Raw genomic sequence first — 25,021 nt, forward strand, 5'->3', positions numbered from 1 at the left:
CTGTGCGGGCGGGGTTCCCTCGCGCGTTCACCCGCTTGGTTCTCTCCTCTCGCGCCGGGCGGGCTATCGGACCACGATCGGTTCGGGTGGCGCCGCCCCGTGGCGACGACCTTGTGGTCTCGAAGGAGTGTGAACGATGACGACCTTGTCGGAACGGATATCCCAGTCCGCCTTCGACGACTCGAGACTTCGGGTCGTGCTGCTGCTGGATCTGTACGACGGTGCCCAGAACCGGTTCCTGGAGGTGTACGAACGCCTCCACCAGCAGGTGTCCTCCGTCCCCGGGCACATCAGGGACGAGCTGTGCCAGTCGATCGAGAACCCGTCGCAGTGGCTGATCACCAGTGAGTGGGAGAGCGCGCCGCGGTTCCTGGCCTGGGTCAACAGCGAGGAGCACGTGGCGTCGGTCCAGCCCCTCCACGGCTGCGTCCGGGACACCCGTTCGCTGCGCTTCAGCGTCCTGCGGGCCACCGGCACGGATCCCGTGCCCTCCTTCGCCGCCGCCCGCGCGTTCACCGACGTCCTCTCCCCCGCCGGCGCTCCGGCCGAGGACACCGGGGACGGGACGCACGCGGGTCTGCGGGTCGCCCCGCGCCGCGGGGACGGGATCGTCCGCCACGCGCTCACCTTCACCGTGAAGCCGGGCAGCGAACCGGCCGTGGCCAAGCTGCTGGGCGGGTACGCGTCCCCGAAGGCGGAGGTCGACGACAAGACCCGGCTGCGCCGCACCTCGCTCTTCATGCACGGCAACCGGGTCGTACGGGCCGTCGAGGTGGAGGGCGACCTGCTGGCCGCGCTGCGCCACGTCGCCCTGCAGCCCGAGGTCAGGGCACTGGAGGAGGCGATCAACCCGTACCTGGAGCAGGACCGGGACCTCGACGACCCGGGGTCGGCCCGTACCTTCTTCACCCGTGCGGCACTGCCCGCGGTGCACCACGTGGCGGCCGGCGGCGGCGAGGTCCCGGGGCTCGGCCGGCACGCGCTCTTCTATCCCGCCAAGCAGGGCTGCGGGATGGCGCTGGCCAGGCTGCTCGCCCGCCAGGACGAGACCGCCGTGGACGACGTGACCAACCCCATCGAGGCGAGCACCGTCTTCCAGCGGGACGACGTCGTGGTGCGCCTCCTGGACCTGCGCGGCCCGCTCGACGCCCGGCCCGCGCTGAGTCTGGGCGTCGAGGGCGGCCACAAGGCGGCGGTGCTCGCCCGGCTGCTCGACAGCGCCAAGGACGGCGTCCCGACCACCCACCAGGAGATCTCGCAGTTCCTCGCGCGCTCCGAGATGCGCCTGATCACCGACCGGCGTGCGCCGGCCCGAGCCTGAGGAGAAGCCCTCATGACCGATCGACTCACCATCGAAGAACTGGCCTCGCTGATGAAGAAGGGCGCCGGGATCACCGTCGACCCCGCGGACATGGCGAACCGTCCCGATTCGGCGTTCGACGAGTGGGGGCTCGACTCCCTGGGCCTGCTCGGGATCGTCGGGGAGCTGGAGAACCGGCACAGCCGGCCGCTCCCCACCGACGCGGACAAGTGCAAGTCGCCGCGCGAGTTCCTCGACCTCGTCAACAGCGCCCTGACGGCCGGCACCTGACCCGGCCGGGCGGACGGGCGCGCCGCCACCCCGCCCGCAGGCCGACGCCCCGGGACCGGATCACCGCCGGTCCCGGGGCGTCGTCGTGTTGGCCTGCCGCAATCACCCGGGCACGGTGCACTCGAAGGCGTGCAGGTACGCGTTGACGGGGTGGATGTCGCCGATGGCCAGTCCGGCGTCCGCCAGACGGGTGCACAGGCTCTCCTTGGTGTGCTTCGCCCCGCCGACGTTGAGCAGCAGCATCAGGTCCATGGCGGTGGTGAAGCGCATGGACGGGGTGTCGTCGACGAGGTTCTCGATGACGACGACCCTGGTGCCGGGGCGGGCGGCGGAGACGACGTTGCCCAGGGTCCGCCTGGTGCTCTCGTCGTCCCATTCGAGGATGTTCTTGATGATGAACATGTCGGCCTCGACCGGGACGGACTCCCGGACGTCACCGGCGACGATGCCGGTCCGCCCGGCGAGCGCGCCGCCCTCCCGCAGCCGGGGGTCGGCCTTCGCGACGACGCCCGGCAGGTCGAGCAGGAAGCCCCGGACGTCGGGGTGCTTCTCCAGCAGGCTGGCCAGGACGTGGCCCTGGCCGCCGCCGATGTCGGCGACCACGCGGACGCCGGTGAGGTCGAGGAGCTCCGCGACGTCGAGCGCCGACTGCATGCTGGAGGTGGTCATGGCCCGGTTGAAGACGTGGGCCGAGTCGTGCGCGTCCTCGTGCAGGTAGTCGAAGAAGCCCTTGCCGTAGAGGTCGTGGAAGATGCTCCCGCCCGAGCGCACGGCGTCGTCGAGCTTCGGCCAGGCCTGCCAGGTCCACGGCTCGGTGCACCACAGGGCGATGTAGCGCAGGCTGTGCGGGTCGTCCTCGCGCAGGAGCCGGGACATCGGGGTGTGGGCGAAGCGGCCGTCCTCGGTCTCGGCGAAGACGCCGTAGCAGGACAGTGCCCGCAGCAGGCGCTGCAGCGGCTTCGGTTCGGCTCCCACCGCGGCGGCCAGCTCGGCGACGCCGGCGGGCTCCTCGTCGAGGGCGTCGGCGACCTTGAGCCGGGCCGCGGCCCGTACGGCGGCGGCGCAGGCCGCGCCGAAGACCAGCTCCCGCATCCGCATGGCGGGCGGCGGGGTGTGCGGTGCGGTGGGGGTGGGCACGGGGGCCGGGGTGGGGCTCACCGTGGTCATGGGGCCTCCATTCTGCTCGTGAGGGGGGACACCGGTCAGCACATCCCGGCGGGGACGGAGGTGTCGCACCGGTTGCCGAGGAAGCGGTTGCCGCTGCCGGTCCCCTGGTTGGCGAGGTCCGCGGGCTTGTTGTCGCGGACGACGTTGTCCTCGATGACGTTGTCGGTGTTGGTGGCGCCCACGAAGCTCTTGAACAGCAGGATGCCGCCCGAGAGGGGGGAGGCTCCGACGTTGCCGCGGACGGAGTTGGACCGGATGATCGTCTCCTCGGCCCCGGTGAGGACGATGCCGACGCCCTGGATGTCGGGGAGGCGGCTGTTGCCCTTGCAGAACTTGTTGTTCTCGTGGATGCGGTTGCCGCGGATCGTCAGGTCGCCGGCGCCGGGCTCGCCCTCGTCGCCGACGACGAAGACGCCCCCACAGTTGCCGGTGACCGTGTTGCCGGCGACGCTGAGGTTCCGCACGCGCCTGACGGTCACTCCGATGCGGTTGCCGGTCAGCGTGTTGCCGCGGATGACGGCGCCGAGGGTGTCGGTGGCGCCGCCCTCGCGTTCGACCGTGTTGGCGATGAAGATCCCCGACTCGGCGTTGTCACGGGCGGTGTTCCTGCGGAAGGTGCCCCGGGTGGAACGCTCCTGGGCGATGCCCCAGGTGCCGTTCTTCTCCGAGGTGACCCGCTCGACGTTCATCCGGTCGGTGTACGAGGCCCAGATGCCGTTGCGCTTGAACCCCGAGACGGTCAGGGCCCGGATGTCCACGCCGGTGACGGGCTCCTGTGCCGTGCCCATGACGCAGATGCCGGTGTCGGCCTGGGAGCAGGCGGTGGCCGCCCGCGCCGGGTTCGGCGGGGTCACGGCCGTGGCGGCGGGCGGCTTGATGACCGTCCGGTCCCCGTAGCCGCGCAGCGTCAGCCTCTTCGTGATCAGTACGTTCTCGTGGTAGGTGCCGGGCAGCACGGTGATGATGTCGCCCGGTCGCGCGGAGTCCACCGCGGCCTGGATCGAGTCGCCCGGTTGCACTCGGAGCCCGGCCGCGGAGGCGGGAGGCGCGAACGCGCCGAAACCAGCGGCCATGACGACTGCGATGCACGTGAGGGACTTCAGTTGTCGGTTCGTCACGATGCCGAAGTTATGGGCGTTTGGTACAAATCGCCACACTGGGTGACCGGAAAGGCACGTGCCGTGGCCGAACGGCGGTATTTCGGCGTCCGGACGGGTGGCCCGAGGTAACGGGCCCACCGCCCCGGCCGGAACGCCCGGGCGCACGCGCGCGGTCCGCCGGGTCCGCACCCGCGCGGACGCCGGACCGCGCCCGTCCGGGCGACCCGCACGTTGCCCGCCGTCCGGCCGCGGTGCTGGTGGGGCGGGGTTTCCCGGGCGCACGCGGGACGGGCAACGGGCAACCCGTCGACCCCGGTGCCGGGCCGGGCAAGGCTGGAGGCGTCAGAACGAGGCAAGAACCCCAAGGGGAGATCATGCGCAAGCTGTTCCGCGGCGCCGCCGCCCTCGCAACCTCCGTCGTCGCCGTGGTCGCACTGAGCGGCAGCGTGGAGGCCAAGCCCGCCGACGCCTGGGCCGGATGCCCGGACGGGGCGGTCTGCATCTATCCCCAGAACCAGAACCCCGCCGTCAAGCCGACCCACATCTTCTACAGCTACGGGGCCCACAACCTGAGCAACCAGTTCGGCAACCACTGGGTGCTCAACAACCAGTACGGCGGTGCGACCGCAAATCTGTGCACCGGGTACAACGGAGCGGGCTGCGGCGGCACCATCGCGGCCAAGACCGGTGTCTACGCCGACCTCACGCCCATCAACTCGGTCCGCCTCAACCGGTGACACCATCGCCGGGACCTCGGCCGGGGCCGCCCCCACGGCGGCCCCGGCCGCCCCACGTTCCGGTCATACCGGCATGAAGATCCACATCTCCCTCCCCGCTTCGCGGTAGCCTGTGCCCGGCCTTCTCACTGCCTGGGCACACTGCCATGGGGGATGCTTTGGGGGATCCGGACCGCCGGCGCGACACCGACCGCCGGCCGCAATCCGACGACGCCGTACCGCCCTTCCCCGCCCAGCTCAGACGTCTGCGGCTGCAACGCGGGCTGTCCCTCGCGGACCTCGCCCGGCGGACGCACTACAGCAAGGGCTACCTGAGCAAGATCGAGACCGGCGCGAAGCCCGTCACCGTCGACGTCGCACGGCGCTGTGACGAGGTCCTGGAGGCGGAGGGCGAACTGCTGCGGGTGGCCCGGGAGGCGGAGCACCCCGAGCACGGCGCCGCCGCCCGGGTCGGGCCGCCGCGGTCCGGCGGCGAATGCCCGTACCGCGGCCTGCCGGCGTTCACCGCGCACGACGCCCGGTGGTTCTTCGGCCGGGAGCGGGCGACCGCCGAACTGGCCGAACGGGTCTTCGAGCGGATCGGCGAGGGCCCCCTGATGCTGGTCGCCCCGTCGGGCGCCGGAAAGTCCTCGCTGCTCAACGCCGGTCTCGTTCCCGCGCTGCGGCGCGGCGCCTTCCCCATGGCGGGCGCCGACACCTGGCCGGTGGTGCGCTGCACACCGACCGCCCGGCCCGTGCAGGAGCTGCTGGACCGGACCGCGAAGGCCCTAGGCGGCGACCCGGGCGTCACCGCACGGCAGGTGCGCGAGCGGCCGCACGCCCTGCTGGAGGCGGTGCGCGCGCTGGCCCCGCCGGCCCCGGCGGACCCCGGTGCGCCGTGCCCGCCGCCCCCGCGCCTCGTGCTGATCGTGGACCAGTTCGAGGAGCTGTTCACCCTCTGCACCGAGCCGGAGGAGCGGCACGCGTTCGTGCGGGTGCTCTGCTCGCTCGCCGCCGCCGGGCCGGAGGGCTCTCCGTACGACCCGGCCGCGGTCGTCCTCGGCGTACGGGCCGACTTCTCCGGGAACTGCCTGGACCTGCCCGAGCTGGCTCCCGTCTTCACCGGCGGCCTGTTCGTCCTGCCCCCGATGACGCCGGCGGAGCTGCGGGAGTCCGTCACCGGTCCGGCGGAGCTGGCCGGCCTCGGCCTCGAACCGGGGCTGCTCCCGGTGCTGCTGCGCGACCTGGGCCTGCGCGAGGACCTGCCCGGCTCCGCGCCCTCGGGCGCGCTGCCCCTGGTGTCGCACGCCCTGATGGCCACCTGGGGCCTGCGTACGGACTCCACGCTCACCGTGGCCGGGTACGAGCGCACCGGCGGAATCCGCGGTGCGGTCGCCCGGACGGCGGAGGAGGTGTTCGCCGGACTGCACCCCGCCGAGCAGCACACCCTGCGCCGGGTCCTGGTGCGGCTGGTGCACCTGGCCGACGGCGCCGGGGCGACCCGGCGCCGGATGGACCGCACCGCCCTGATGGGACAACTGGCCGACGCGGGCCCGGCCGCGGCCGCGCTCGACGCCTTCGTACGGGCGCGTCTGATCACCATGGACAGCGACACGGTGGAGATCACCCACGAGGCCCTGCTCGACGCCTGGCCGCGGCTGCGCGGCTGGATCCGCGCCGACCGGGCGGGGCTGCTGATCCACCAGCAGCTGGCGCACGCGGCGGCCGAGTGGGAACGCGAGGGGCGCGACCCGTCGGCCCTCTACCGGGGCACGCGGCTCGACACCGCCCGGTCCTGGGCCGACGAGCTCGACGGCCGGACCCGGCTCGGCCCCCTGGAGGCCGCCTTCCTGCGGGAGAGCCGGGCCGCGCAGGAGGGCCGGGAGCGCCAGGCGCAACGTCAGGCCCGGCTGCGGCAGCGGATGCTGGCCACGCTGGTGGTCCTGCTGGTGCTGGCGGTGGGTGCGGGCGGGCTGGCCTACCAGCAGCGGGCCGGGGCGCTCGGACAGGAGCGGGTGGCCCGGTCGCGGGCGCTCGCCCTGCAGTCCGCGGCGCTGGCCGCCGGGCAGCCGGAGGCCTCCCTGCTGCTGGCGGGCGAGGCGTACCGCACGGCGCAGACGAGCGAGGCCCGGGGGGCGCTGCTCAGCACGCAGGCCCAACCGTTCGTGGGCCGCCTCGGCGGGCACGGCGGGCCCGTGAACGCGGTCGCCTTCGGCCCCGGCAACGACCTTCTGGTGACGGGCAGTTCGGACGGCACGGTCACACTGCGGCGGGTGTCCGACCGCAGCACGACCGCGACCTTCGCCCTGGCCGGGCGGGTCCGGGCGGTGGCAGTGAGCCCCGACGGCCGGACGGTGGCGGCGGCCTCCACCGAGGGGCCGGTCCGGCTCTGGGACACCGTGGACCACCGGACGAAGGCGGTGCTCCCGGCGCGTACGACGGGTGCGCGGGCGGTGGCGTTCGGTCCGGACGGGCGGACCCTGGCGACCGGGTGCGCCGACGGGACGATCCGGCTGTGGGAGGCGTCCGGGGAGTACGCCCCGGTCGCGGACCTGGCCGGGCACACCGGCCGGGTCAACGCGGTGGCGTTCGCGGCGGACGGCCGGACGCTGGTCTCCGCCGGGGCCGACCGGACCGTCCGGCTGTGGGATCCGGCGGAGGGCCGCGAGACGGCCACGCTGTCCGGGCACACGGACGAGGTGCTGGGCGCGGCCTTCGCCCCGGACGGCCGGACGGTGGCCACCGGGGGCGTCGACCGGACCGTCCGGCTGTGGGACGTGGCGGACCGCCGGACGGTGGCGACGCTGACCGGGCACAGCGACGACGTCAACGCGGTCGCCTACACCCCGGACGGTACGACGGTGATCAGCGCGGGAGGCGACGGCGCGACCCGGCTGTGGGACGTGGCGGGCGGGCGGCCGGCGGCGACCCTGTCCGGGCACACCGACTACGTGCTCGGGGTGGCCGTGGACGGCACGGGGTCGATGCTGGCCACCGCCGGCTTCGACCAGTCGGTGGTGCTCTGGGACCTGCGGGGCACGGCGCTGACCTCGCGGCCGTTCACGGAAGTCTGGCACGCCGCGTACAGTCCGGACGGGAAGCTGCTGGCCACCGCGGAGTCGGACCACGCGGTGCGGTTGTGGGACGTGGCGCGGCGGCGCGTGCTGGCCACCCTGCCGGGGCACAGCGAGACGGTGTTCACGGTGGCGTTCTCCCCCGACGGCCGCACGCTGGCCTCTGCCGGTTCCGACGGCACGATCCGGCTCTGGGACGTGGCCTCGGCCAAGCCGTCCGCGCTGCTGACCGGGCAGGGCGGGACCGTGTTCTCGGTGGCGTTCTCGCCCGACGGGCGGACCCTGGCCTCGGCCGGTTCCGACGGCACCGTAGGGCTGTGGGACGTGGAGTCGCGCCGCCGGCTCGCCGCGCTCGACGGGCACACGGACTTCGCCAACGACGTGGCCTTCTCCCCCGACGGCCGCACACTGGCGAGCGCGGGCGACGATCTGACGGTCCGTCTCTGGGACGTGGCCGGACGCCGCGCGCTGGCCGTCCTCACCGGCCACACGGGCGCGGTGCGGGGCGTGGCCTTCGGCCCGGACGGCCGGACCCTGGCCAGCAGCGGCAACGACGGGACGGTACGGCTGTGGGACGCGCGGAGCCACCGCCCGGTGGCCGCCCTGTCCGGACACACCGGGTCGGCCCGGGGTCTGGCGTTCTCCCCCGACGGCCGGACCCTGGCCAGCAGCGGGAACGACCGTACGGTGCGGCTGTGGGACGTGGCCGCCCGGCGGACGCTGGCCGTGCTCTCCGGGCACACGAACGCCGTGTGGGGCGTGGTGTTCGCGCCCGGCGGGCGGGCGTTGGCCAGCAGCAGCACGGACGGCACGGTACGGCTGTGGAGCCTGGACGTCGGGGAGCGGCTGGCGGCGGTCGACCGGCTGCGGGAGGGACTCGATCCGCGGCGCAGGGAGCAGCTCGCCGGGCGCGACGGGTGAGCCGTCCCGCCCGGTCGCGTGGCGGCGGTCAGCGGTCGCGGACCGCGACGATGCCGTTGAAGACGCCGATGTAGGCGGTGCCGTCGGGACCGAGGGTGATCGGGGCCCAGTTGTTGTCGTAGAGGGGGCCGGTGCCGGTCAGCCGGCTCCAGCGCCGCTCACCGGTGCGGAAGTCCACCGCCGTGAGGTACCAGCCGTCGATCCCCCAGGCGTGGGGCTGCTTCTCGTAGAAGTAGAGCAGCCCGTTCGCGGTCGAGAGCTTGGGGACCACGGAGGGGGCGCGCACGTCGCTGTGCCAGACGGTGTCGCAGCCGCTGCCGTCGGCGCGGACGTCGATCCGGGTGGCGCCGCCCACGACGGACTTGCCCAGCAGCACGGAGGTGGGGTTCTCGTAGCCGTAGTTGTTCTCGACGACGATGCTGTTGCCCCAGGTGATCAGCGAGTTGTCGGTGGTCGAGGCGCCGGAGCCGAACACCGGCACCCTGCAGACCAGCCGCCGGTCGGCGGGGACGTCGGTGCCGCGGCGGAAGACCAGGACGTTCATCCGGTCGTCGGCGTTGTCGGTGATCGCGACGTAGCCGTCGCCGAAGAGGTCGGGGGTGGTCCCCGAACCCTGGTTGACGGAGCCGGGCTTGGCGGCGGTGCCGCGGTCGTACGTCTGGCGCCACTGCACCTCGGGGGTGCCGTCGGCGGCGGCGCGGAAGCTGTAGAGCGCGTGGTCGGAGACGATGGAGACGCCGTCCCGGGCGACGGAGAAGGAGTTCTGGATCTCCTCGCCGGGCAGCCGCACGGAGCGGATCAGCGAGGTGGCCGGGTCCACGGTGCCGACCCGGCCCTGGCGGGTGACCCACCAGATCCGGCCGTCCCAGTCGGGCATCACCGAGGTGACGGGGTCGCAGGTGCCGCTGGGCCGGAGGTTGGTCCAGGTCACGCAGTCGTGCGGGACGTGGCCGGTGAGGTCCCAGTCGTCGTCGACGGTGAACTTCCAGCTGCCGTCGGGGGCCTGGGTGTGGGAGAGACGCAGGATGTGCTGGCGGGAGTCGGCGAGCACGGCGCGGTCCTGGGCGTCCAGGTAGAAGTAGGCGCCGCCCGAGGTGTCCTTGAAGATCTTCGAGAAGTCGAGCGAGGTGATCGCCTCGACGGTGGAGGAGCGCTGCGGGAGCTGGTACTCGGCGAGGGTGGCGAGCGTACGGGGCTCCAGGAGCTTGACCTTGAAGCCGGAGAAGGTGCCGCACACGGTGACCAGGCGGCCGCCGGAGTCGAAGGTGGCGGTGGCGCACTCGCCGCCCAGGGCGGCGATCTTCTCGCTGATCACCTCCGGGTTCCGGCCGAGCGGCCCCGACCAGGGCGAGGTGGCGCTGCCGGTGGCGTCGGAGTGCATGCCGCTGCGCCCGTTGGGCGCGAGGTGGGGGTGCTGCGGCGGGGCCTCGCCGGGCAGCGGGGCGGCCGTCGCGGGTTCGCCCTCGTACTGGCTGATCAGCCGGTGGCCCGCGGCCTTCGGTATCTCCTCGGCCTGGGCGGGAAAGCTCCCGTACAGCACGGTGAAGGCGGCGACGGCCGGTACCACGGCGCAGTTCAGCGCTCTTCGGAACATCCGGACTTCCTCCAGGACTCTTCGGTCTGTTGACAGATCGTCTGACGTCGCGCCGCCGCCCGACGCTAGGTCGCACCGCCCGAGGAGTCCATGGCCGCGCCCCATGATTCACGAAGGCGCAACAGTCGGTCAGGGGTTGAGGCCCGACACCGCGTTCGCCGTGGCCGTGAAGCCCTGGTGGAGGGTGGCTGCCAGGCTGCTGCCGGCGAGGTGGAAGCCGAGCAGCACGCAGATCACCGCGTGGGAGAGCTTCAGGCCGCCGCTGCGCACGAAGATCCATGCGAGGACGAGGAGCAGGACGACCACGGAGAGGGAAAGCACCATCGAGACCTCCTGGGTTCCCGACATGGTGGCGCAGCGGGTGCGCGCTTCGGGCGAAAGTCGTGTCCGCCGTACGGGTGTTGACCGTCCGTGACGGCAGGTCAGTCCTTGACGATCTCGTCCCAGCGGGTCGTGCGGCCGCACCAGCGGCCGAGGAGCACGGGGTCGTGGCCCACCGCGAGGAGCCCGGCGCCGGTCCGGGCACGGTACTCCTCGACGACCGCGACCAGGGCGGCCGTGGTGGAGGCGTCCAGCATGGCGGTCATCTCGTCGCAGACGAGCCAGCGTGGCCCCAGTACCAGGGCCCGCGCCAGGCAGGCGCGTTGGAGCTGGCCGTCGCTGACCTCGTGGGGGCGGCGGCCGAGCAGGTCCGCGTCGAGGCCCACGCGCTCCGCCCACTCGGGTACGGCGGAATCCGCTTCGGCACGCCGTCCGGTCGCGCGGAGCGGTTCGGCGACGAGGTCGCGCAGCCGCAGGCGGGGGTCAGCGGCGAGCCGGGGCTGCTGGAAGACCACCCCGACCGAGGTGCGCAGGGAGCGCGGGGCACGGTGGTGGAAGCCGGTCACCGTGTGGCCGTCGAGGGTGACGGTGCCCCGGTCGGGGGCGTGCAGCAGGGCGGCGACCCGGGCCAGGGTGGACTTGCCGCAGCCGCTCGGCCCGAGCAGGCCCAGGGCCTCGCCGGGGTGCAGGGTGAGGTGTGCGCCGCGGAAGGCGGGCGCCCGGCGGTCGTAGCCGGCGGTGATGTCCTTGAGCTCAAGCACGGTGGCAGGCCACCCCTTCGGTGAGCGCGGGCCGGTGGGCGCGGCAGTGTGGGTCGGCGGCGGCGCAGCGGGGGGCGAAGGCGCAGCCGGCCGGAAGGTTCCCGAGCTCGGGCGGGGCTCCGGGGACGGGGGTGAAGGCGCGCTCGGGGAGGGCGTGGAGCAGGCCGCGGGCATAGGGGTGACGGGGGCCGGGACGTCCGAAGAACGCGGGGGCCGGGGCGAGTTCCACGATCCGCCCGGCGTACATGACGGCGACGGTGTCGGCGATGCGTTCGGCGGCGGCAAGATCGTGCGTGATCATCAGCAGTGCCCGGCCGGCGTCGCGGGTGTGGGCGCGCAGCTCGTCGACGGTGCGTTCGACGAGGTCGCGGTCGAGGCCGGTGGTCGGCTCGTCGGCGAGGAGCAGCGGGGCGTCCCCGACGAGGGCGAGGGCGGTCGCGGCCCGCTGGGCCAGGCCTCCGGAGAGCTCGTGGGGATGGCGGTCGAGGTGGGTGGCGGGGAAGGCCGCCCGCTCCGCGGCCGCCTCGCCCGCCGCGCGCAGGTCGGCCCGGCGGACACCGGTCAGTTCGCGGACCGCTTCCTCCAGCTGGGACCTGATGGTGCGCACCGGGGTGAGGTGGGCGGCCGGGCTCTGCGGGACGAGTCCGACGCGCCGGCCGCGCACGGTCCGCGCGAGGGTGCGTTCGTCCGCGGCCAGCAGGTCCAGGCCGTCGGCGAGCCGGGCGGACCCGGCGGTCTCGGCGTTCTCCGGGAGCAGCCCGAGGAGGGCGGAGGCGAGCACGGACTTCCCGCAGCCGCTCTCCCCCACCAGGGCGAGGCATGTGCCGGGCGCGAGGCGGAGGTTCACGTCGGTGACGGCTTCGACGTGGCGGCGCCCGCGCATGCGGAAGCGGACCGAGAGGTGCTCCACGTCCAGGACGGGGACGGCGGGCGGGGTCACAGGGTCAGCTCCGAGCGGCGGCGGGGGTTCTGCCGGTCGCGCCAGGCTCCGGCGAGCCCGGCGATCGCCAGCGTGGGCACGATCAGGAGGAGGCCGGGGAAGAGGGTGGGCCACCAGTCCCCGGCGAGCAGCGAGCCGCGTCCGCTCTGCACCAGGCCGCCGAGGCTGGCCTGGTGGGCGGGCAGCCCCAGCCCGAGGAACGACAGGGCGGACTCGTGCCACATGGCGTGCGGGACCATCAGCACGGCGGCGAGCCCGGCCTGGGGCAGGATGCCCGGCACCAGGTGCCGTACGGCGACCCGCCACCGGGAGGCCCCGCCGGAGACGGCCGCGTCCACGTAGGGGCGGCCGCGCAGGGAGAGGACCTCGGCGCGGACGATCCTGGCCGTGGACAGCCAGTGGGTGACGGCGACGGAGACGATCACGGGCCAGATCCCGGGCCGGAACACGGCCACGATGAAGATGCCCAGGAGCAGGTGCGGGATGGAGGACAGCATGTCGACGGCCCGCATCACCGTCCGGTCGGTCCACCCGCCGAGCGCGCCGGCGGCGGCGCCCACCGCCGTGCCGATCACGGTGGCCGCGAGTGCGGCCACCAGGCCGACGAGGAGGGACACCCGCAGCCCGTACACGCAGCGCAGGAGCAGGTCGCGGCCGACGTCGTCGGTGCCGAAGGGGTGCTCCCAGGACGGGGGCAGCAGCTTGGCGCCGAGGTCAACCGCCTGCTGGTCGAGCTGGACGAGCGGTGGTACGGCGAGCACCGCGAGGACGGTCACGGCCAGCACGGCGGCGGAGCTGCGGACGCGCAGGGTGCGGGTGGAACGCCGGGCCCTGCCGCGGGTGCGCCAGACGGTCTCAGCCATCGAAGCCCACCCTCGGGTCGGCCAGCCCGTACAGGAGGTCGGAGAGCAGGTTGCCCGCCAGCACCGCCGCGGTGGCCAGCACGGTGAGGGCCGCGAGGAGGGGGAAGTCGACCGCGGTGGCGGCCTGGACGGTCGCCGCGGCGATCCCCGGCCAGCTGAAGACGGTCTCGACCAGCAGGGCGCCGGTGATCAGTTCCGGCACCCGGGAGCCGATCAGCGTCAGCATGGGCAGCATGCCGGAGCGGAGCGCGTGGCGGAGCAGGACGCTGCGCTCGGCGAGTCCGCGCGCGCGGGCTCCGCGTACGGGGTCCTCGGCCAGGGCGTCGGCCACGCCCTGGCGGACGTAGAGGAAGAACCAGGGCAGTTGGGAGACGCCGAGGACCAGGGCGGGGAGCACCAGGTGGGAGGCGACCTGGCCGGCGGTGACGGTGTCGCTGCCGGCGTCGGTCAGGCCGCCCGAGGGCAGGGCTCCGAGCCGTACGGAGAAGAACCAGATGGCGAGCAGGCCGAGCCAGAAGGCCGGTGCGGCCTCCAGGGTGTAGGCGAGCGCGGACACGGTCCGGTCCAGCGGGCCGCCCTGCCGGCGCGCGGCGAGCACCCCGAGCAGGGTGCCCGCCAGCACCGCCACGGTGAAGGCGCACGCGGCCAGCAGCGCCGACCAGCCCACCCGCTCGGTGACGACGTCGGCGACGGGCTGGCGCATCACGGAGGAGGTCCCGAGGTCGCCGGTCAGCGCGGAGCACAGCCAGTCCCACCAGCGCGTGACCAGCGGCCGGTCCGCTCCGAGGTTGGCGCGCAGCTGGTCGAGGTCGGCCTGCGAGGCGGTGAGCCCGGCGGTTCCGGCGTAGGCCTTGACGGGGTCGAAGGGGGACAGGGCCGCGACGGCGAACACCCCGAAGGTGACGGCGAGCAGCACCGGGGCGGCGGACAGGGTCCGCCGCCCCGCCATGCGCGCCATCCGCGCCCAGGGGATCCGGGTGGTACGGGTGGTACGGGTGCTCACGGGGCCGGGCTCACTTCTGCTTCGGCTTCCAGCTCTCGATGTTCCACCAGGGGCCGGAGCCGAGGCCGTGGTCGTGGGGTTCGACCTGGGTGCCGGGGCCGTCCCACCGGTCGTCGACGACGTAGAGGTGGTCGATGTGGGTGAGGAAGACGTAGCCGGGGTTCTGGGCGAGCCGGCGCTGCACGGTGTCGTACGCGGCCTTGCGCACCGCCGGGTCGCCGCTGCGGCGACCCTCGGCGAGGGCGGCGTCGACGGCAGGATCGTCGTACCAGGCCATGTTGTTGAAGCCGTCGCCGCCCAGTGAGGAGGTCAGCAGCTGGTACTGGTCGAAGTCCGGGTCGGCCGGGGAGCCGCCGCCGGCGAGGACGGCCTCGGTCTTCATCCGGGGCTCGATGACCTCCCAGGTCCCGGCCTCGGCCTTGATCTCGATGCCGGCCTTGCGGGCGTCGGAGGCGAAGGCGAGGGCGTGGTCCTGGCGGATCTTGTCCCCTGAGGTGTACCAGAGCGGGAAGGCGGCGCGGACCCCGTCCTTGGCGCGGATGCCGTCCTCGCCCGGCTTCCATCCGGCGTCGTCGAGGATCTTCCGGGCCCGGTCGAGGTCGTGGGTGCGCTCGGTGCCGGCCGTGAACCACGGGCTGTCGGTGGGCACGGGGCCGTAGGCGGGCCGGCCGGCGCCGTCCAGCAGTTTGTCGACCATGGCGGTGCGGTCCACGGCGAGGTCGAGCGCCTGGCGGACGGCGACGTCGCCGGTCACGGGGTGGTGGGTGGGGAGGGTCACGTTGCGGTAGTCGAAGGTCCGGGCCGCGTGGGTGCGCCGGTCCGCGTCCTTGGCGAAGCCCTTGGCGAGGTTCGGCGGCAGGATCGCCCCGTCCAGCTCGCCGGAGCGCAGCCGGGTGGCGCGGACGTCGTCGTCCTTGATCACGGCCATGGTGAACTTCTTGACGGCGGGCTCGCCGCCCCAGTAGCCGGGGTTGGCCTTGAAGCTGAGCTTCTCGCCCTTGGACCAGCCGGTGAGCACGTACGGTCCGGTGCCGACGGGCCGGGTGGTGAAGTCGCCGCTGTTGACGTCCTGCCGGCCCGCGACGTGTTCGGGGGCGATCGGCAGCACGGTCCGCTCGGCGAACGGCGCGTAGGGGTACTTCAGGGTGAAGACGACGGTGTCGTCCCCCTTGGCCTCGACCGTCTCGATCGCGTCGAGTTCGGTCTTCGAGGCGTTGTTGGTGCCGGCCGCGAGGATGGTCCGGTAGGTGAAGACCACGTCCTTGGCGGAGAAGGGCGCCCCGTCACTGAACTTCACGCCCCGGCGCAGCGGGTAGGTGTAGGTGCGCCCGTCGGCGGAGACCTCGGGCAGGGCCGAGGCGAGTGCGGGCTGCAGCTTCATGGCGGCGTCGTGGGTGAGCAGCCCGTCGAAGATCTTGGAGTTGCCGTCCTTGCCGTAGCCCAGCAGGGGGCTCAGGCTCTCCGGCTCGGTCGCGATGCCGACCACGACGGAATCGGCGTTCCTCGCCGCACCGGCGCCGGGGGCGGAGCAGGCCGCCAGGCCCGTGGTGAGTGCGGCGGCCAGCATCGTCGCCCTGGCCGCTCCCCGTACTGTCCGGGCCGTCATGCGCTGCACATCCCTGTTCATGATCATATGTTCTTGCAAACAGCATGCAATATTGCCAGACGGGATCAGACGAAGACGAACCGGGGCACAGTGCCGGACCAGGGCCGCAGGGGGCTTGTCGGCCCGCCGCCTTCCGTGCCATATATGTCTAGACCTTTACGGCAGCCGAGGAAGGCACCCCGTGCGACGCAGCGCCCCCACGCTCGCCCTCTTCCTGGCCCTCGCGGGCCTCGCCGGCACGGCGGGCCTCACGGCGTGCACCGCCCCCGACGACGAGCCCCCGCCCGCCCCCGCCGGGCTCACCGCCCAGGCCGGCAGTGCCACTTCCGTGCACGTCATGTGGGACGCGGTGGCGCAGTCCCACGGGGTGACCCGCTACCGGGTCTTCGAGGGCGGCCGCCCGGTCCGCGAACTCCCGGCGGACCGGACCATGGTGGACGTCACCGGCCTCACCCCGCTGACCGGCTACGCCTTCACCGTCCGGGCCGAGGACGCCGCCGGGAACCTCTCCGCCGCCGGCCCGGAGGTCCGCGTGACCACCCCCGCCGCACGGGCCGAGGACCGCAGCGCCCCCACCGCCCCCGCCACCACCACCGGCAGCGCGACCGGCCCCCGCTCCGCCCGGCTCACATGGACCCCGGCGACGGACGACACCGGCGTGACGGCGTACGACGTCTACCAGGGCGGGGCGCGCATCCACACGGCCGGCCCCGGCGAGAGCGCCACCACGCTGAGCGGGCTGCGGCCCGACACCGTCTACACCTTCACCGTCCGCGCCCGCGACGGGGCGGACAACTCCTCCCCCGACGGCCCGCCGGTGGACGTCACCACCCCGCCCGCCTCCGGCGACGGGCCGGGCACCGCGCCCGCCGGCTTCACCGCGACGGCCTCGCCGGGCGCCGTCACCCTCTCCTGGACCGCCCCGGACACCGGCCGCGAGACCTCCGAGTACGAACTGTTCGTCAACGGACGGTCCACCACCGTCGTCCAGTTCGGCGCGGGAGCCGTACCGGCGGGCAGGGTCGAACACCGGCTGTCGGTGTCCGAACCGGCCGGGACGACGTGGGCCGTGAAGCTGCGCGCCCGGCTCCCCGACGGCAACTGGGGGGCCTTCTCCGCGGAACGGACGATCACCCTCACCCCGTGAGGCAGGGCACGAATCCGGCCTTCACGGCACGGCCGGCCGGGAAGATCGCGCACAATACTCCCGTGTTCGGTGAGTACTCGGTCAATGACAGTCAGGCAGATTCCGCGGGTCCCCCGCACGGGAGCCCCCCGCCGGGCTCCGGCGCCGTCCCGGGGAACCTGCCGGCGGAGCCGGCCGGCTTCGTGGGCCGCGAACCGGAACTCCGCTTACTGGGAGGCCTGTTGCGCGAACGCCGGCTGACCACCCTCACCGGGACGGGCGGCGTGGGCAAGTCACGGCTCGCCCTGCGGGCCGTCGCCGACCCCGGCCAGGCACGGGCCGACGGCGTCTGGTGGGTGGAGCTGTCACCGCTGCGCGACCCCGGCCTGCTCACCGCGACCGTCGCGCACGCCGTGGGACTCGCCGGCCACTCGCCCCGGCCGCCCGACGAGGAGCTGTGCGCCTGGATGGCCGACAAGGAGCTCCTGCTGGTCCTGGACACCTGCGAGCACCTGGTGCCCGAATGCCGCCACCTCGTGGGCGAACTCCTGCAGTCCGCACCCGGACTCACCGTCCTGGTGACCTCCCGGGAGCCGCTCGGCTGCGCCACCGAGGAGGTCGTGGAGGTCCGCCCCCTCCCCTGCGAAGGGTCCGACAGCGACGCCCTGGCCCTCTTCCGCGCCCGCGCCCTCGCCGCGGCCCCCGCCTCCTCGGCCGTCTTCGCCGACCCCCGGAGCACCGCCGTCGCCGCGGAGGTGTGCCGACGGCTGGACGGCATCCCGCTCGCCCTCGAACTCGCCGGAGCACGGCTGCGGTCGTGGACCGTGGAGCAGATGGCCGAACGGATCGGCGAGCGCTTTGAGATGCTCGCCGACCTCGGCGGCGCCCTTCCCGCCCGACACCGGGCGATGCGGACCACGATCGGCTGGAGCCACGAGCTGTGCGAACCCCTCGAACGCCTGCTCTGGGCCCGGCTGTCGGTCTTCACGGGCGACTTCGACGCCGCGGCCGCCCGGGCGGTGTGCGCGGGCGGCCCGCTGCCCGCCGCCCGGGTGGAAGGCGTCCTGTGCGGGCTCGTGGCCAAATCGGTGGTGCTGCGCATACGGGAGCGGGGCTCCGGAACCCGCTACCGCATGCTGGACACGATCCGCGAGTACGGACACGACTGGCTGGACGAGCTCGGCGAGGTGCAGATCGTCACCGACCGGCACGCCCACTGGTACGCGGCGCTCTCCCAGGCCGCGGACCGCGGCTGGATGGGCCCGGGGCAGATCGACTGGTTCCGCCGCATCACCGCCGAGCACGCACAACTGCGCACCGCGCTGGAGCACCTGCTCGGCTCCGACCCCACGGCCGCGATGGAGATGGCCGGGGCGCTGTGGTTCTACTGGTTCTCCTGCGGACACGTCCGCGAGGGCCGCGCCTTCCTGGAGCGGGCACTGCGGGCCGCCCCGCGCACGGGGGCCGCCCACAACCAGGCCCTGTGGGCCCTCGGGCTCACCGCTCTGCTCCAGGGGGACCTGGACACGGCCCGCCGGATCGCCGAGGAGTGCACCCGGGACGCGGTGCGGCTCGCGGACCCCGAGCGGGAGCTGCGCGCCGCCCACCTGAAGGCGACCTCGGTCCTCATGCCCGGCGACCCGCTGCGGGCACTGTCCCTGGCCGGCCCCCGGGCCCGGGCCGGTCACGGCGGGCGCACCAGCGGGGCGGGCTGGCTGCTGTGCAAGCTGGCCGGCGCCTACGCCCTGTGCGACCTGGGGCGGTTCGAGGAGGCGGCCGAAGAGGCGCGGTCCCTGCGGGAGACCTGCGCGGAACTGGGCGAACGGTGGCTGCGGGCCTACGCCGACTACATCCTGGCCGTCGCCTCGCTGGGCCTGGGCGACCACGGCGAGGCCGCCCGGCACGTCCGGGCCATGCTGTCCGGCAAACGGCTGCTCGGTGACCGCTTCGGCATCGCGCTGGGGCTGGACCTGCTGGCCGCCGCGGTGGCGGGGCTGGGCGACGGGGAACTGGCGGCCCGCCTGCTCGGTACCGCGCACGCCTGGTGGCGGACCGTGGGGCGGCCGCAGATGGGCTCCCCCTCCCTGAAAGCCGTCAGGGACCGCGGCGAGCAGCAGGCACGGGCCTCGATCGGGGACGCCGCCTACGAGACGGCGTTCCGCGGCGGCGCGGCGGCGACCACGGGCTGAGCAGGGACCGAGCGGGGGCCGCGCCCGACCGGTCCGGGACCTCCCGCCGGGCCCCGGGGGCCGGGCGGCAGCTCTCGGACGCGGCGCGCGGTGCGAGGCGGTGTAACCGTGCCGGGGCTCCCGTCAGTACGGGAGGGGTCTGCCCGACGGTGTGCGCAGGTCCAGGTCTCGGGGAGCGGGCTTGGGGACGGGCTTGCGGATCAGCTGCTGGCGCATGCTGCCTCCTTGCTCAGACCAGGGCCGGGCGGCGCGGTTGCACCGCACGGCTGTCGGGGAGCAGCTCACCGGTGTCGTCGAAGATCACCACTCCGTTGCACAGCAGGCTCCACCCCTGTTCGGGGTGGGGGGCCACGATGCGTGCGGCGTCGTGATCGGCGCTGTCGGCGGCTGGGCAGGGGGGCTGGTGGGAGCACATGGCGCACCTCCTCGCAAAGTGGGGCGGGAGGGCCGGTGGTCACCCGGTCGAATCCGCGATCCACGGTGGCGGCGAGTATTACTGATCGCCACCCCCGGACGGAACCCATATTCGCCATCCAGTTCACGGTGTGTATGCCCCATTACCATGCGCTCATGCCCGTTATCCGGATCGTTCACCGCACGTCCGCACCGGCCCCCGAGGCGTGGTCGCGGCTCACCGACTGGCAGCGCCACGGCGCGCAGGTCCCCCTCACCCGGACGATCATCGAGACGGAGCCCCCGACGCGCGTCGGGACGGTCTTCACGGCGCGCACCGGTGTGGCCGGGATCACATTCGACGACCGCATGGAGGTCACCGTCTGGCGGCCGCCCGCGGGGTCCTCCGCGGGGCTGGCCCGGCTGGAGAAGCGCGGCCGTGTGGTGACGGGCTGGGCGGAGATCGAGATCCGCCCCCTGTCCGTGGGCGGCTCGGAGGTCCACTGGCGCGAGGAACTGCACCTGCGCGGCTTCCCCCGGCTCCTGGATCCCCTGGTGGCGGCGGCCGGCCGCCTCCTCTTCGGCCGGGCCGTCGTCCGGCTGCTGCGCCCCTGACACGCCGAGCCCGGGGCCTCCCGCCCGGTCCGCCGGGCCCGGCCGACCCCGCGGGCCCGGCATGATCGACGGGCCCTTAGGGTGCCGAGGTCACCACGCCGGTGATCCGCAGCGACCGAGGAGACCTCCGTGGCAACTCCGCCACCGCCACCGCACCCGCACGCCACGGGCCCGTACGCCGCCGGCCCCGCCGGCCCGTACGTCCCGCAGCCCTACGGCGCGTACGGATCCCACCCGCAGCCGGGCCGGTACGGCTGCAGCCTGTGCGGGGCCTGGCCGGCCGCGCCCGCGACCGTACGCGGCCACCAGGGCCTGGTCGTGCTGATGCGGTTCCTGAGCGCGCGCGGGCCGTTCTGCCGGGACTGCGGGCTCGCCACCTACCGGCGCATGTCCTCGGACACCCTGTGGCAGGGGTGGTGGAGCCCCCTGTCGCTGGTCGCGACGCCGGTGACCCTGCTGATGAACCTCGGCCCGCGCGCGGCCTTCCGCCGGCTCGCCCCGCCGAGCGGGGGCTTCCGCCCGGCCCTGGACCCGGGCAAGCCGCTGTGGTGCCGGGGCCCGGCCCTGCTCGTCCTCACGCCGCTCGCGCTGCTGGCCTTGGCGGTGCCGGCGCTCCTGCTGCTGGGACTGGTCGCCGGGGACGACGGTCCGCGCCCGCTGCAGTCCGGCCAGTGCGTGCGCAACGACGGCGACTGGAGCGACCAGGAGCTGGTGGTGACCGACTGCTCGTCCCGGCGGGCCGAGTACAAGGTGTCCCGTCCGACGGCGGCGACGGGCGGCACCTGCGCTCCCGGGGACTACGTCGCCCGCCCGGAGTACAGCCCCGACCTCACCCTCAACTGCCTGACCCCGCTGCGCTGAACGGGCCGTACGGGGCGGGGCGAAGCCCCCTCCCCCGTACGGCCCGCCGCACACCGTCCTAGCGGATCGGCATGCCGGAGATCGTGCGCGCGATGACCAGGCGCTGGATCTCGCTGGTCCCCTCGAAGATGGTGTAGATCGCGCTGTCGCGGTGCATGCGCTCCACCGGGTACTCGCGGGTGAAGCCGTTGCCGCCGAGGATCTGCACCGCCTGGGCGGTGACCTTCTTGGCGACCTCGCTCGCGAAGAGCTTGGACATCGACCCCTCGGCCGACTCGAACGGCCGGCCCGCGACCGCCATCCAGGAGGCCCGCCACACCAGCAGCCGGGCCGCGTCGATCTGCGTGCGCATGTCGGCGAGCTGGAAGGCCACGCCCTGGTTGTCGATGATGGGGCGCCCGAACTGCGTACGGGTCTTCGCGTAGTCCAGGGCGACCTCGTAGGCCGCGCGGGCGGTACCGACCGCCATCGCCCCGACCGCCGGCCGGGAGGCCTCGAAGGTGGCCATGGCCGCGTTCTTGACCCGCTCGCCCCCACCGCTGCGGGCGCGCTCGTGGGCCCGGGCGAGGCGCTCGTCCAGCTTCTCCTTGCCGCCGAGCAGGCAGGAGCCGGGGATCCGCACGTCCTCCAGGACCACCTCGGCGGTGTGCGAGGCGCGGATGCCGTGCTTCTTGAACTTCTGCCCCTGCGACAGCCCCGGGGTGCCGGGCGGCACGATGAAGGAGGCGTGCCCCTTGGTGCCCAGCGCGGGGTCGACGACGGCCACGACGATGTGGACGTTGGCGATGCCGCCGTTGGTGGCCCAGGTCTTGGTGCCGTTGAGGACCCACTCGTCCTTCGCCTGGTCGTAGACCGCGCGGGTGCGCATGGAGCCTACGTCCGACCCGGCGTCCGGCTCGGAGGAGCAGAAGGCCGCCACCTTCACGTCGTCGGGGGTGCCGTACATCTGCGGGATCCAGGTCCCGATCTGCTCCTCGGTGCCGTTGGCGACGACGCCGATGGCGGCGAGGCCGGTGCCGACGATGGACAGCGCGATCCCGGCGTCGCCCCAGAACAGCTCCTCCATGGCCATCGGGATGCCGAGGCCGGTCGGGTCGAAGAACTGCTGGGCGTAGAAGTCCAGCGAGTAGATGCCGACCTTGGCGGCCTCCTGGATGACGGGCCACGGAGTCTCTTCGCGCTCGTCCCATTCGGCGGCGGCGGGGCGCATCACATCGGCCGCGAAGCCGTGGATCCAGTCCCGCACCTGCTTCTGGTCGTCGTTCAGCTCCATGGTGAACTCCGCCATGTCCCCTCCACCTGTCCGTACTCGTCCCTACAGAGGTTACTAGCGGTAACCCTTGCGATGGCCACAGTCTGTTACCGGCGAGTAAGCACTGTCAAGCACCGCCGGCACCGGCGGCGGCCGCGGGCCGGACGCCCGCCGGTTCGATCGGCGGGGCGCCCCGGGTGTTACGTTGCGTGGGCGTCACGCACATCGCAAGGGCGGGGAGAGAACACGTCATGGAGACCACGCAGCAGGCCGGGGAACCGGGAGCGGCCGAGCGCCGCCGACGGGAACTGCTCGAAGCCGCCGACCGGGTCGTACTCAGGGACGGCCCCAAGGCCTCCATGAACGCCATCGCGGCCGAGGCCGGCATCACCAAGCCGATCCTCTACCGGCACTTCGGGGACAAGGCCGGTCTCTACCAGGCCCTGGCCGTCCGGCACACCGACGGGCTGCTCGACTCGCTGCGGGCGGCCCTCGACGCCCCCGCCGAACGCCGGCGCCGGGTCGAGGCCACCCTCGACACCTACCTCGCGGCCATCGAGGCCCGCCCGCAGGTCTACCGCTTCCTGATGCACCCGGCCGAGGACTCGCCGCACACCGCGGAGCGCGGCTTCGACGTGGGCCTGCACTCGGCGCCGCTGCTGCGCAGGCTCGGCGAGGAGCTGGCCCAGGTCATCAGCGAGCGGGTGGACCTCGGCACCGGCGGGGAGCAGCTCGCCCGCGTCTGGGGCCACGGGATCGTCGGCATGATGCACGCGGCCGGTGACTGGTGGCTGGGCGAACGGCCCTGCGAGCGAGCCGAGCTGGTCGCCGCCCTCACCGACCTCCTCTGGGGCCGCCTGGCGACCGCCGGCAACCGAGCCGACGGCCCCGGCTTCTGACGCTCCGGCCCCCATCCGGCTTTGCCCGGGGTACCTCCCAGGCAAAGCCGGGACACGGCCGCGGCTCGACAGCGCGCGGGCCCCGCTAGCCGTGCGCGGCGCGCCGGCCCCACGAGGTCCGGCCGATCGCCCGCCGCAGGCGCCGACCCCGCAGCCCCGTCACCCGGTCCGCGTACACCGTCCCGTCGAGGTGGTCGCACTCGTGCTGGAGGCACCGCGCGAAGAACCCGGTGCCCGACACCCGTACGGGGGCCCCGTCGGAGGTGACCCCCTCGACGACCGCGTGGTCGAAGCGGACGGTGCCCGCCTCCAGCCCGGGCAGGGACAGGCAGCCCTCGGGTCCGCGGAACTCGTCCCCGTCGGCCTCCACCAGACGCGGGTTGACGATGTGCCCGACGTGGCGGACCTCCTCGTCGTCGGGGCAGTCGTACACGAACACCCGCTGGGCGACGCCGATCTGGTTGGCGGCCAGGCCGACGCCCTCGGCCGCGTACATCGTGGCGAACATGTCCTCGATGAGCCGGTCCAGATCCGGGCCGAACGCGGTGACCTCCGCACAGGGAGAGTGGAGCACCGGGTCACCCAGCAGGCTCATGGTGCGGACGAGGCCGGTGGTACCGGGGATGGCGCGCTGTCGCATGGCCGTAAGCCTACGACGGGCGACTATATGAGGAGATCCGCGGCGGGGCGGGGGCGCCGCGGTCAAGGCTCCGGCAGGTACTGGATAGGCTGGGGGCGACCGACGCTAGGAGGACAAGGGACGATGGCAGGCAACACGGAGCCGCTTTCGCCGCGGGCCAAGCTGGCCGTGACGGCGGGCAAGGCCGCGGCGGCGGTGTCGCGGGCCGCGGGACGCGGAAGCGGATCGGTGATCGGTGGCAAGGTCGCACTCAAACTCGACCCCGATCTTCTCGGCGCGCTGGCGCAACACCTCGACGTCGTCCTCGTCTCCGCGACGAACGGCAAAACCACCACGACCCGGCTGATCGCGGAGGCCCTGCGGGCCAGCGGTCCGGTCGTCTCCAACGCCCTCGGCGCCAACATGCCGGCGGGCATCACCTCCGCGCTGGCGGGCGGCTCGGACGCCAAGTACGGCGTCATCGAGGTCGACGAGAAGTACCTGGCCGGAGTCGCCAGGGACGTCACCCCCAAGGTGATCGCCCTGCTCAACCTCTCCCGCGACCAGCTTGACCGCGCCGCCGAGACCCGCATGCTCGCGGAGAAGTGGCGCGAGGGCCTCTCCGGCTCCAAGGCCGTCGTCGTCGCGAACTGCGACGACCCGCTGATCGTCTGGTCCGCCTCCTCCTCGCAGAACGTGGTGTGGGTCGCGGCCGGCCAGGAGTGGAAGGACGACGCCTGGTCGTGCCCCTCCTGCGGTGGCGTCATGCAGCGTCCGGGCGACGACTGGTTCTGCGGCGAGTGCGGCTTCCGCCGCCCGACCCCGACCTGGGTGCTCTCCGGCGACCACGTCCTGGACCCGCACGGCTCGGCCTGGCCGATCCACCTCCAGCTGCCCGGCCGCGCCAACAAGGCCAACGCCGCCACCTCGGCCGCCGTGGCCGCCGTCTTCGGCGTCCCGCCGCAGGTGGCACTGGAGCGGATGTACCAGGTGCAGGCCGTCGCCGGCCGCTACGACGTGGTCCAGTTCCAGGGCCGTGAGCTGCGGCTGCTGCTCGCGAAGAACCCGGCCGGGTGGCTCGAGACGTTCTCGCTGATCGACCCGCCGCCGACCCCGGTCATCCTCTCCGTGAACGCGCGGGGCGCCGACGGCACCGACACCTCCTGGCTGTGGGACGTGGACTACCCCCGTCTGTCCGGCCACCCGATCTTCGTGATCGGCGACCGCAAGCTCGACCTCGCGGTCCGCCTGGAGGTCGCGGGCCTGGACTTCCGGGTGTGCGAGAGCATCGACGAGGCCGTGCAGCTCGCGCCGCCCGGACAGATCGAGCTGATCGCCAACTACACCGCCTTCCAGGACGTGCGCCGCCGCGTCGGCAACTAGTACTCATACCCCCAGAGGACACAAGAG

At 73.7% G+C, this 25,021-nt stretch carries 22 protein-coding genes; 10 read left to right on the forward strand and 12 right to left on the reverse strand.

Going from position 1 to position 25,021, the window contains the following annotated elements; genetic code table 11:
• Positions 1-136: 136 nt before the first annotated feature.
• Both ACPU2J_RS05375 and ACPU2J_RS05380 read left to right on the forward strand, forming a co-directional pair.
• Complete coding sequence (locus ACPU2J_RS05375; RefSeq protein WP_361594161.1) at positions 137-1,321, forward strand: SchA/CurD-like domain-containing protein; 1,185 nt, start codon at positions 137-139, stop codon at positions 1,319-1,321.
• A gap of 12 nt (positions 1,322-1,333) precedes the next feature.
• The gene (locus ACPU2J_RS05380) at positions 1,334-1,591 is read left to right on the forward strand and encodes an acyl carrier protein (RefSeq protein WP_361594159.1); all 258 of its coding nucleotides are present in this window, start codon (positions 1,334-1,336) and stop codon (positions 1,589-1,591) included.
• A gap of 102 nt (positions 1,592-1,693) precedes the next feature.
• Here ACPU2J_RS05380 and ACPU2J_RS05385 read toward each other — a convergent pair whose 3' ends face one another.
• Together ACPU2J_RS05385 and ACPU2J_RS05390 are read right to left on the reverse strand one after the other, a co-directional pair.
• Positions 1,694-2,758, reverse strand: a complete 1,065-nt coding sequence (locus ACPU2J_RS05385; RefSeq protein ID WP_365138653.1) for a methyltransferase — start codon at positions 2,756-2,758, stop codon at positions 1,694-1,696.
• 35 nt (positions 2,759-2,793) lie between these two features.
• The gene (locus ACPU2J_RS05390; protein ID WP_423832874.1) at positions 2,794-3,876 is read right to left on the reverse strand and encodes a right-handed parallel beta-helix repeat-containing protein; all 1,083 of its coding nucleotides are present in this window, start codon (positions 3,874-3,876) and stop codon (positions 2,794-2,796) included.
• Between the two features lie 356 nt (positions 3,877-4,232).
• On the opposite strand from ACPU2J_RS05390, the gene ACPU2J_RS05395 reads away from it, so the two are divergent.
• Together ACPU2J_RS05395 and ACPU2J_RS05400 are read left to right on the forward strand one after the other, a co-directional pair.
• On the forward strand, positions 4,233-4,595 hold the full coding sequence (locus ACPU2J_RS05395) for a hypothetical protein (protein WP_361594155.1): 363 nt from the start codon (positions 4,233-4,235) through the stop codon (positions 4,593-4,595).
• A 146-nt stretch (positions 4,596-4,741) separates the two neighbouring features.
• Positions 4,742-8,569, forward strand: coding sequence for a helix-turn-helix domain-containing protein (locus ACPU2J_RS05400; RefSeq protein ID WP_423832875.1), 3,828 nt, complete (start codon positions 4,742-4,744; stop codon positions 8,567-8,569).
• A 28-nt stretch (positions 8,570-8,597) separates the two neighbouring features.
• Here ACPU2J_RS05400 and ACPU2J_RS05405 read toward each other — a convergent pair whose 3' ends face one another.
• From ACPU2J_RS05405 to ACPU2J_RS05435, 7 genes are all read right to left on the reverse strand, one after another.
• Positions 8,598-10,163, reverse strand: coding sequence for a hypothetical protein (locus tag ACPU2J_RS05405; protein ID WP_423832876.1), 1,566 nt, complete (start codon positions 10,161-10,163; stop codon positions 8,598-8,600).
• A 129-nt stretch (positions 10,164-10,292) separates the two neighbouring features.
• On the reverse strand, positions 10,293-10,487 hold the full coding sequence (locus ACPU2J_RS05410; protein ID WP_361594149.1) for a hypothetical protein: 195 nt from the start codon (positions 10,485-10,487) through the stop codon (positions 10,293-10,295).
• 98 nt (positions 10,488-10,585) lie between these two features.
• Positions 10,586-11,245, reverse strand: coding sequence for an ABC transporter ATP-binding protein (locus tag ACPU2J_RS05415; protein ID WP_361594147.1), 660 nt, complete (start codon positions 11,243-11,245; stop codon positions 10,586-10,588).
• The gene (locus ACPU2J_RS05420) at positions 11,238-12,128 is read right to left on the reverse strand and encodes an ABC transporter ATP-binding protein (protein ID WP_420082498.1); all 891 of its coding nucleotides are present in this window, start codon (positions 12,126-12,128) and stop codon (positions 11,238-11,240) included. Before ACPU2J_RS05420 ends, ACPU2J_RS05415 begins: the two co-directional genes overlap by 8 nt.
• Positions 12,129-12,181: 53 nt before the next feature.
• Positions 12,182-13,048, reverse strand: coding sequence for an ABC transporter permease (locus tag ACPU2J_RS05425; protein WP_420081500.1), 867 nt, complete (start codon positions 13,046-13,048; stop codon positions 12,182-12,184).
• Positions 13,041-14,006, reverse strand: a complete 966-nt coding sequence (locus tag ACPU2J_RS05430) for an ABC transporter permease (protein WP_420082497.1) — start codon at positions 14,004-14,006, stop codon at positions 13,041-13,043. The genes ACPU2J_RS05425 and ACPU2J_RS05430 overlap by 8 nt, the downstream gene beginning before the upstream one ends.
• A gap of 55 nt (positions 14,007-14,061) precedes the next feature.
• Positions 14,062-15,657, reverse strand: coding sequence for an ABC transporter substrate-binding protein (locus tag ACPU2J_RS05435; RefSeq protein WP_423834933.1), 1,596 nt, complete (start codon positions 15,655-15,657; stop codon positions 14,062-14,064).
• A 181-nt stretch (positions 15,658-15,838) separates the two neighbouring features.
• Between ACPU2J_RS05435 and ACPU2J_RS05440 the strand changes: the two genes are divergently transcribed.
• A complete protein-coding gene (locus ACPU2J_RS05440) occupies positions 15,839-16,804 on the forward strand; it encodes a fibronectin type III domain-containing protein (protein ID WP_389070507.1) in 966 nt (321 codons plus the stop codon).
• 221 nt (positions 16,805-17,025) lie between these two features.
• On the forward strand, positions 17,026-18,972 hold the full coding sequence (locus ACPU2J_RS05445) for an ATP-binding protein (protein WP_423832877.1): 1,947 nt from the start codon (positions 17,026-17,028) through the stop codon (positions 18,970-18,972).
• Between the two features lie 229 nt (positions 18,973-19,201).
• On the opposite strand, the gene ACPU2J_RS05450 is transcribed toward ACPU2J_RS05445, so the two are convergent.
• Positions 19,202-19,387: a DUF5999 family protein gene (locus ACPU2J_RS05450; protein ID WP_361594139.1), complete on the reverse strand. Its 186-nt coding sequence runs from the start codon at positions 19,385-19,387 to the stop codon at positions 19,202-19,204.
• A 155-nt stretch (positions 19,388-19,542) separates the two neighbouring features.
• Between ACPU2J_RS05450 and ACPU2J_RS05455 the strand changes: the two genes are divergently transcribed.
• Positions 19,543-19,980 (forward strand): SRPBCC family protein, encoded by a 438-nt coding sequence (locus ACPU2J_RS05455; RefSeq protein ID WP_399823127.1) that lies wholly within the window; start codon positions 19,543-19,545, stop codon positions 19,978-19,980.
• 129 nt (positions 19,981-20,109) lie between these two features.
• Positions 20,110-20,841 (forward strand): LppU/SCO3897 family protein, encoded by a 732-nt coding sequence (locus ACPU2J_RS05460; protein ID WP_420081498.1) that lies wholly within the window; start codon positions 20,110-20,112, stop codon positions 20,839-20,841.
• 58 nt (positions 20,842-20,899) lie between these two features.
• On the opposite strand, the gene ACPU2J_RS05465 is transcribed toward ACPU2J_RS05460, so the two are convergent.
• The gene (locus ACPU2J_RS05465) at positions 20,900-22,129 is read right to left on the reverse strand and encodes an acyl-CoA dehydrogenase family protein (protein ID WP_365494858.1); all 1,230 of its coding nucleotides are present in this window, start codon (positions 22,127-22,129) and stop codon (positions 20,900-20,902) included.
• 215 nt (positions 22,130-22,344) lie between these two features.
• On the opposite strand from ACPU2J_RS05465, the gene ACPU2J_RS05470 reads away from it, so the two are divergent.
• Positions 22,345-22,992: a TetR family transcriptional regulator gene (locus ACPU2J_RS05470; protein WP_420081497.1), complete on the forward strand. Its 648-nt coding sequence runs from the start codon at positions 22,345-22,347 to the stop codon at positions 22,990-22,992.
• 85 nt (positions 22,993-23,077) lie between these two features.
• On the opposite strand, the gene def is transcribed toward ACPU2J_RS05470, so the two are convergent.
• Positions 23,078-23,632, reverse strand: coding sequence for a peptide deformylase (gene def, locus ACPU2J_RS05475; protein ID WP_423832878.1), 555 nt, complete (start codon positions 23,630-23,632; stop codon positions 23,078-23,080).
• A gap of 123 nt (positions 23,633-23,755) precedes the next feature.
• On the opposite strand from def, the gene ACPU2J_RS05480 reads away from it, so the two are divergent.
• Positions 23,756-24,994, forward strand: coding sequence for a Mur ligase family protein (locus ACPU2J_RS05480; protein WP_361594127.1), 1,239 nt, complete (start codon positions 23,756-23,758; stop codon positions 24,992-24,994).
• Positions 24,995-25,021: the final 27 nt, after the last annotated feature.

The sequence above is a fragment of the Streptomyces manipurensis genome (genome assembly GCF_049570255.1).
Taxonomy (GTDB): Bacteria; Actinomycetota; Actinomycetes; order Streptomycetales; family Streptomycetaceae; genus Streptomyces; species Streptomyces manipurensis.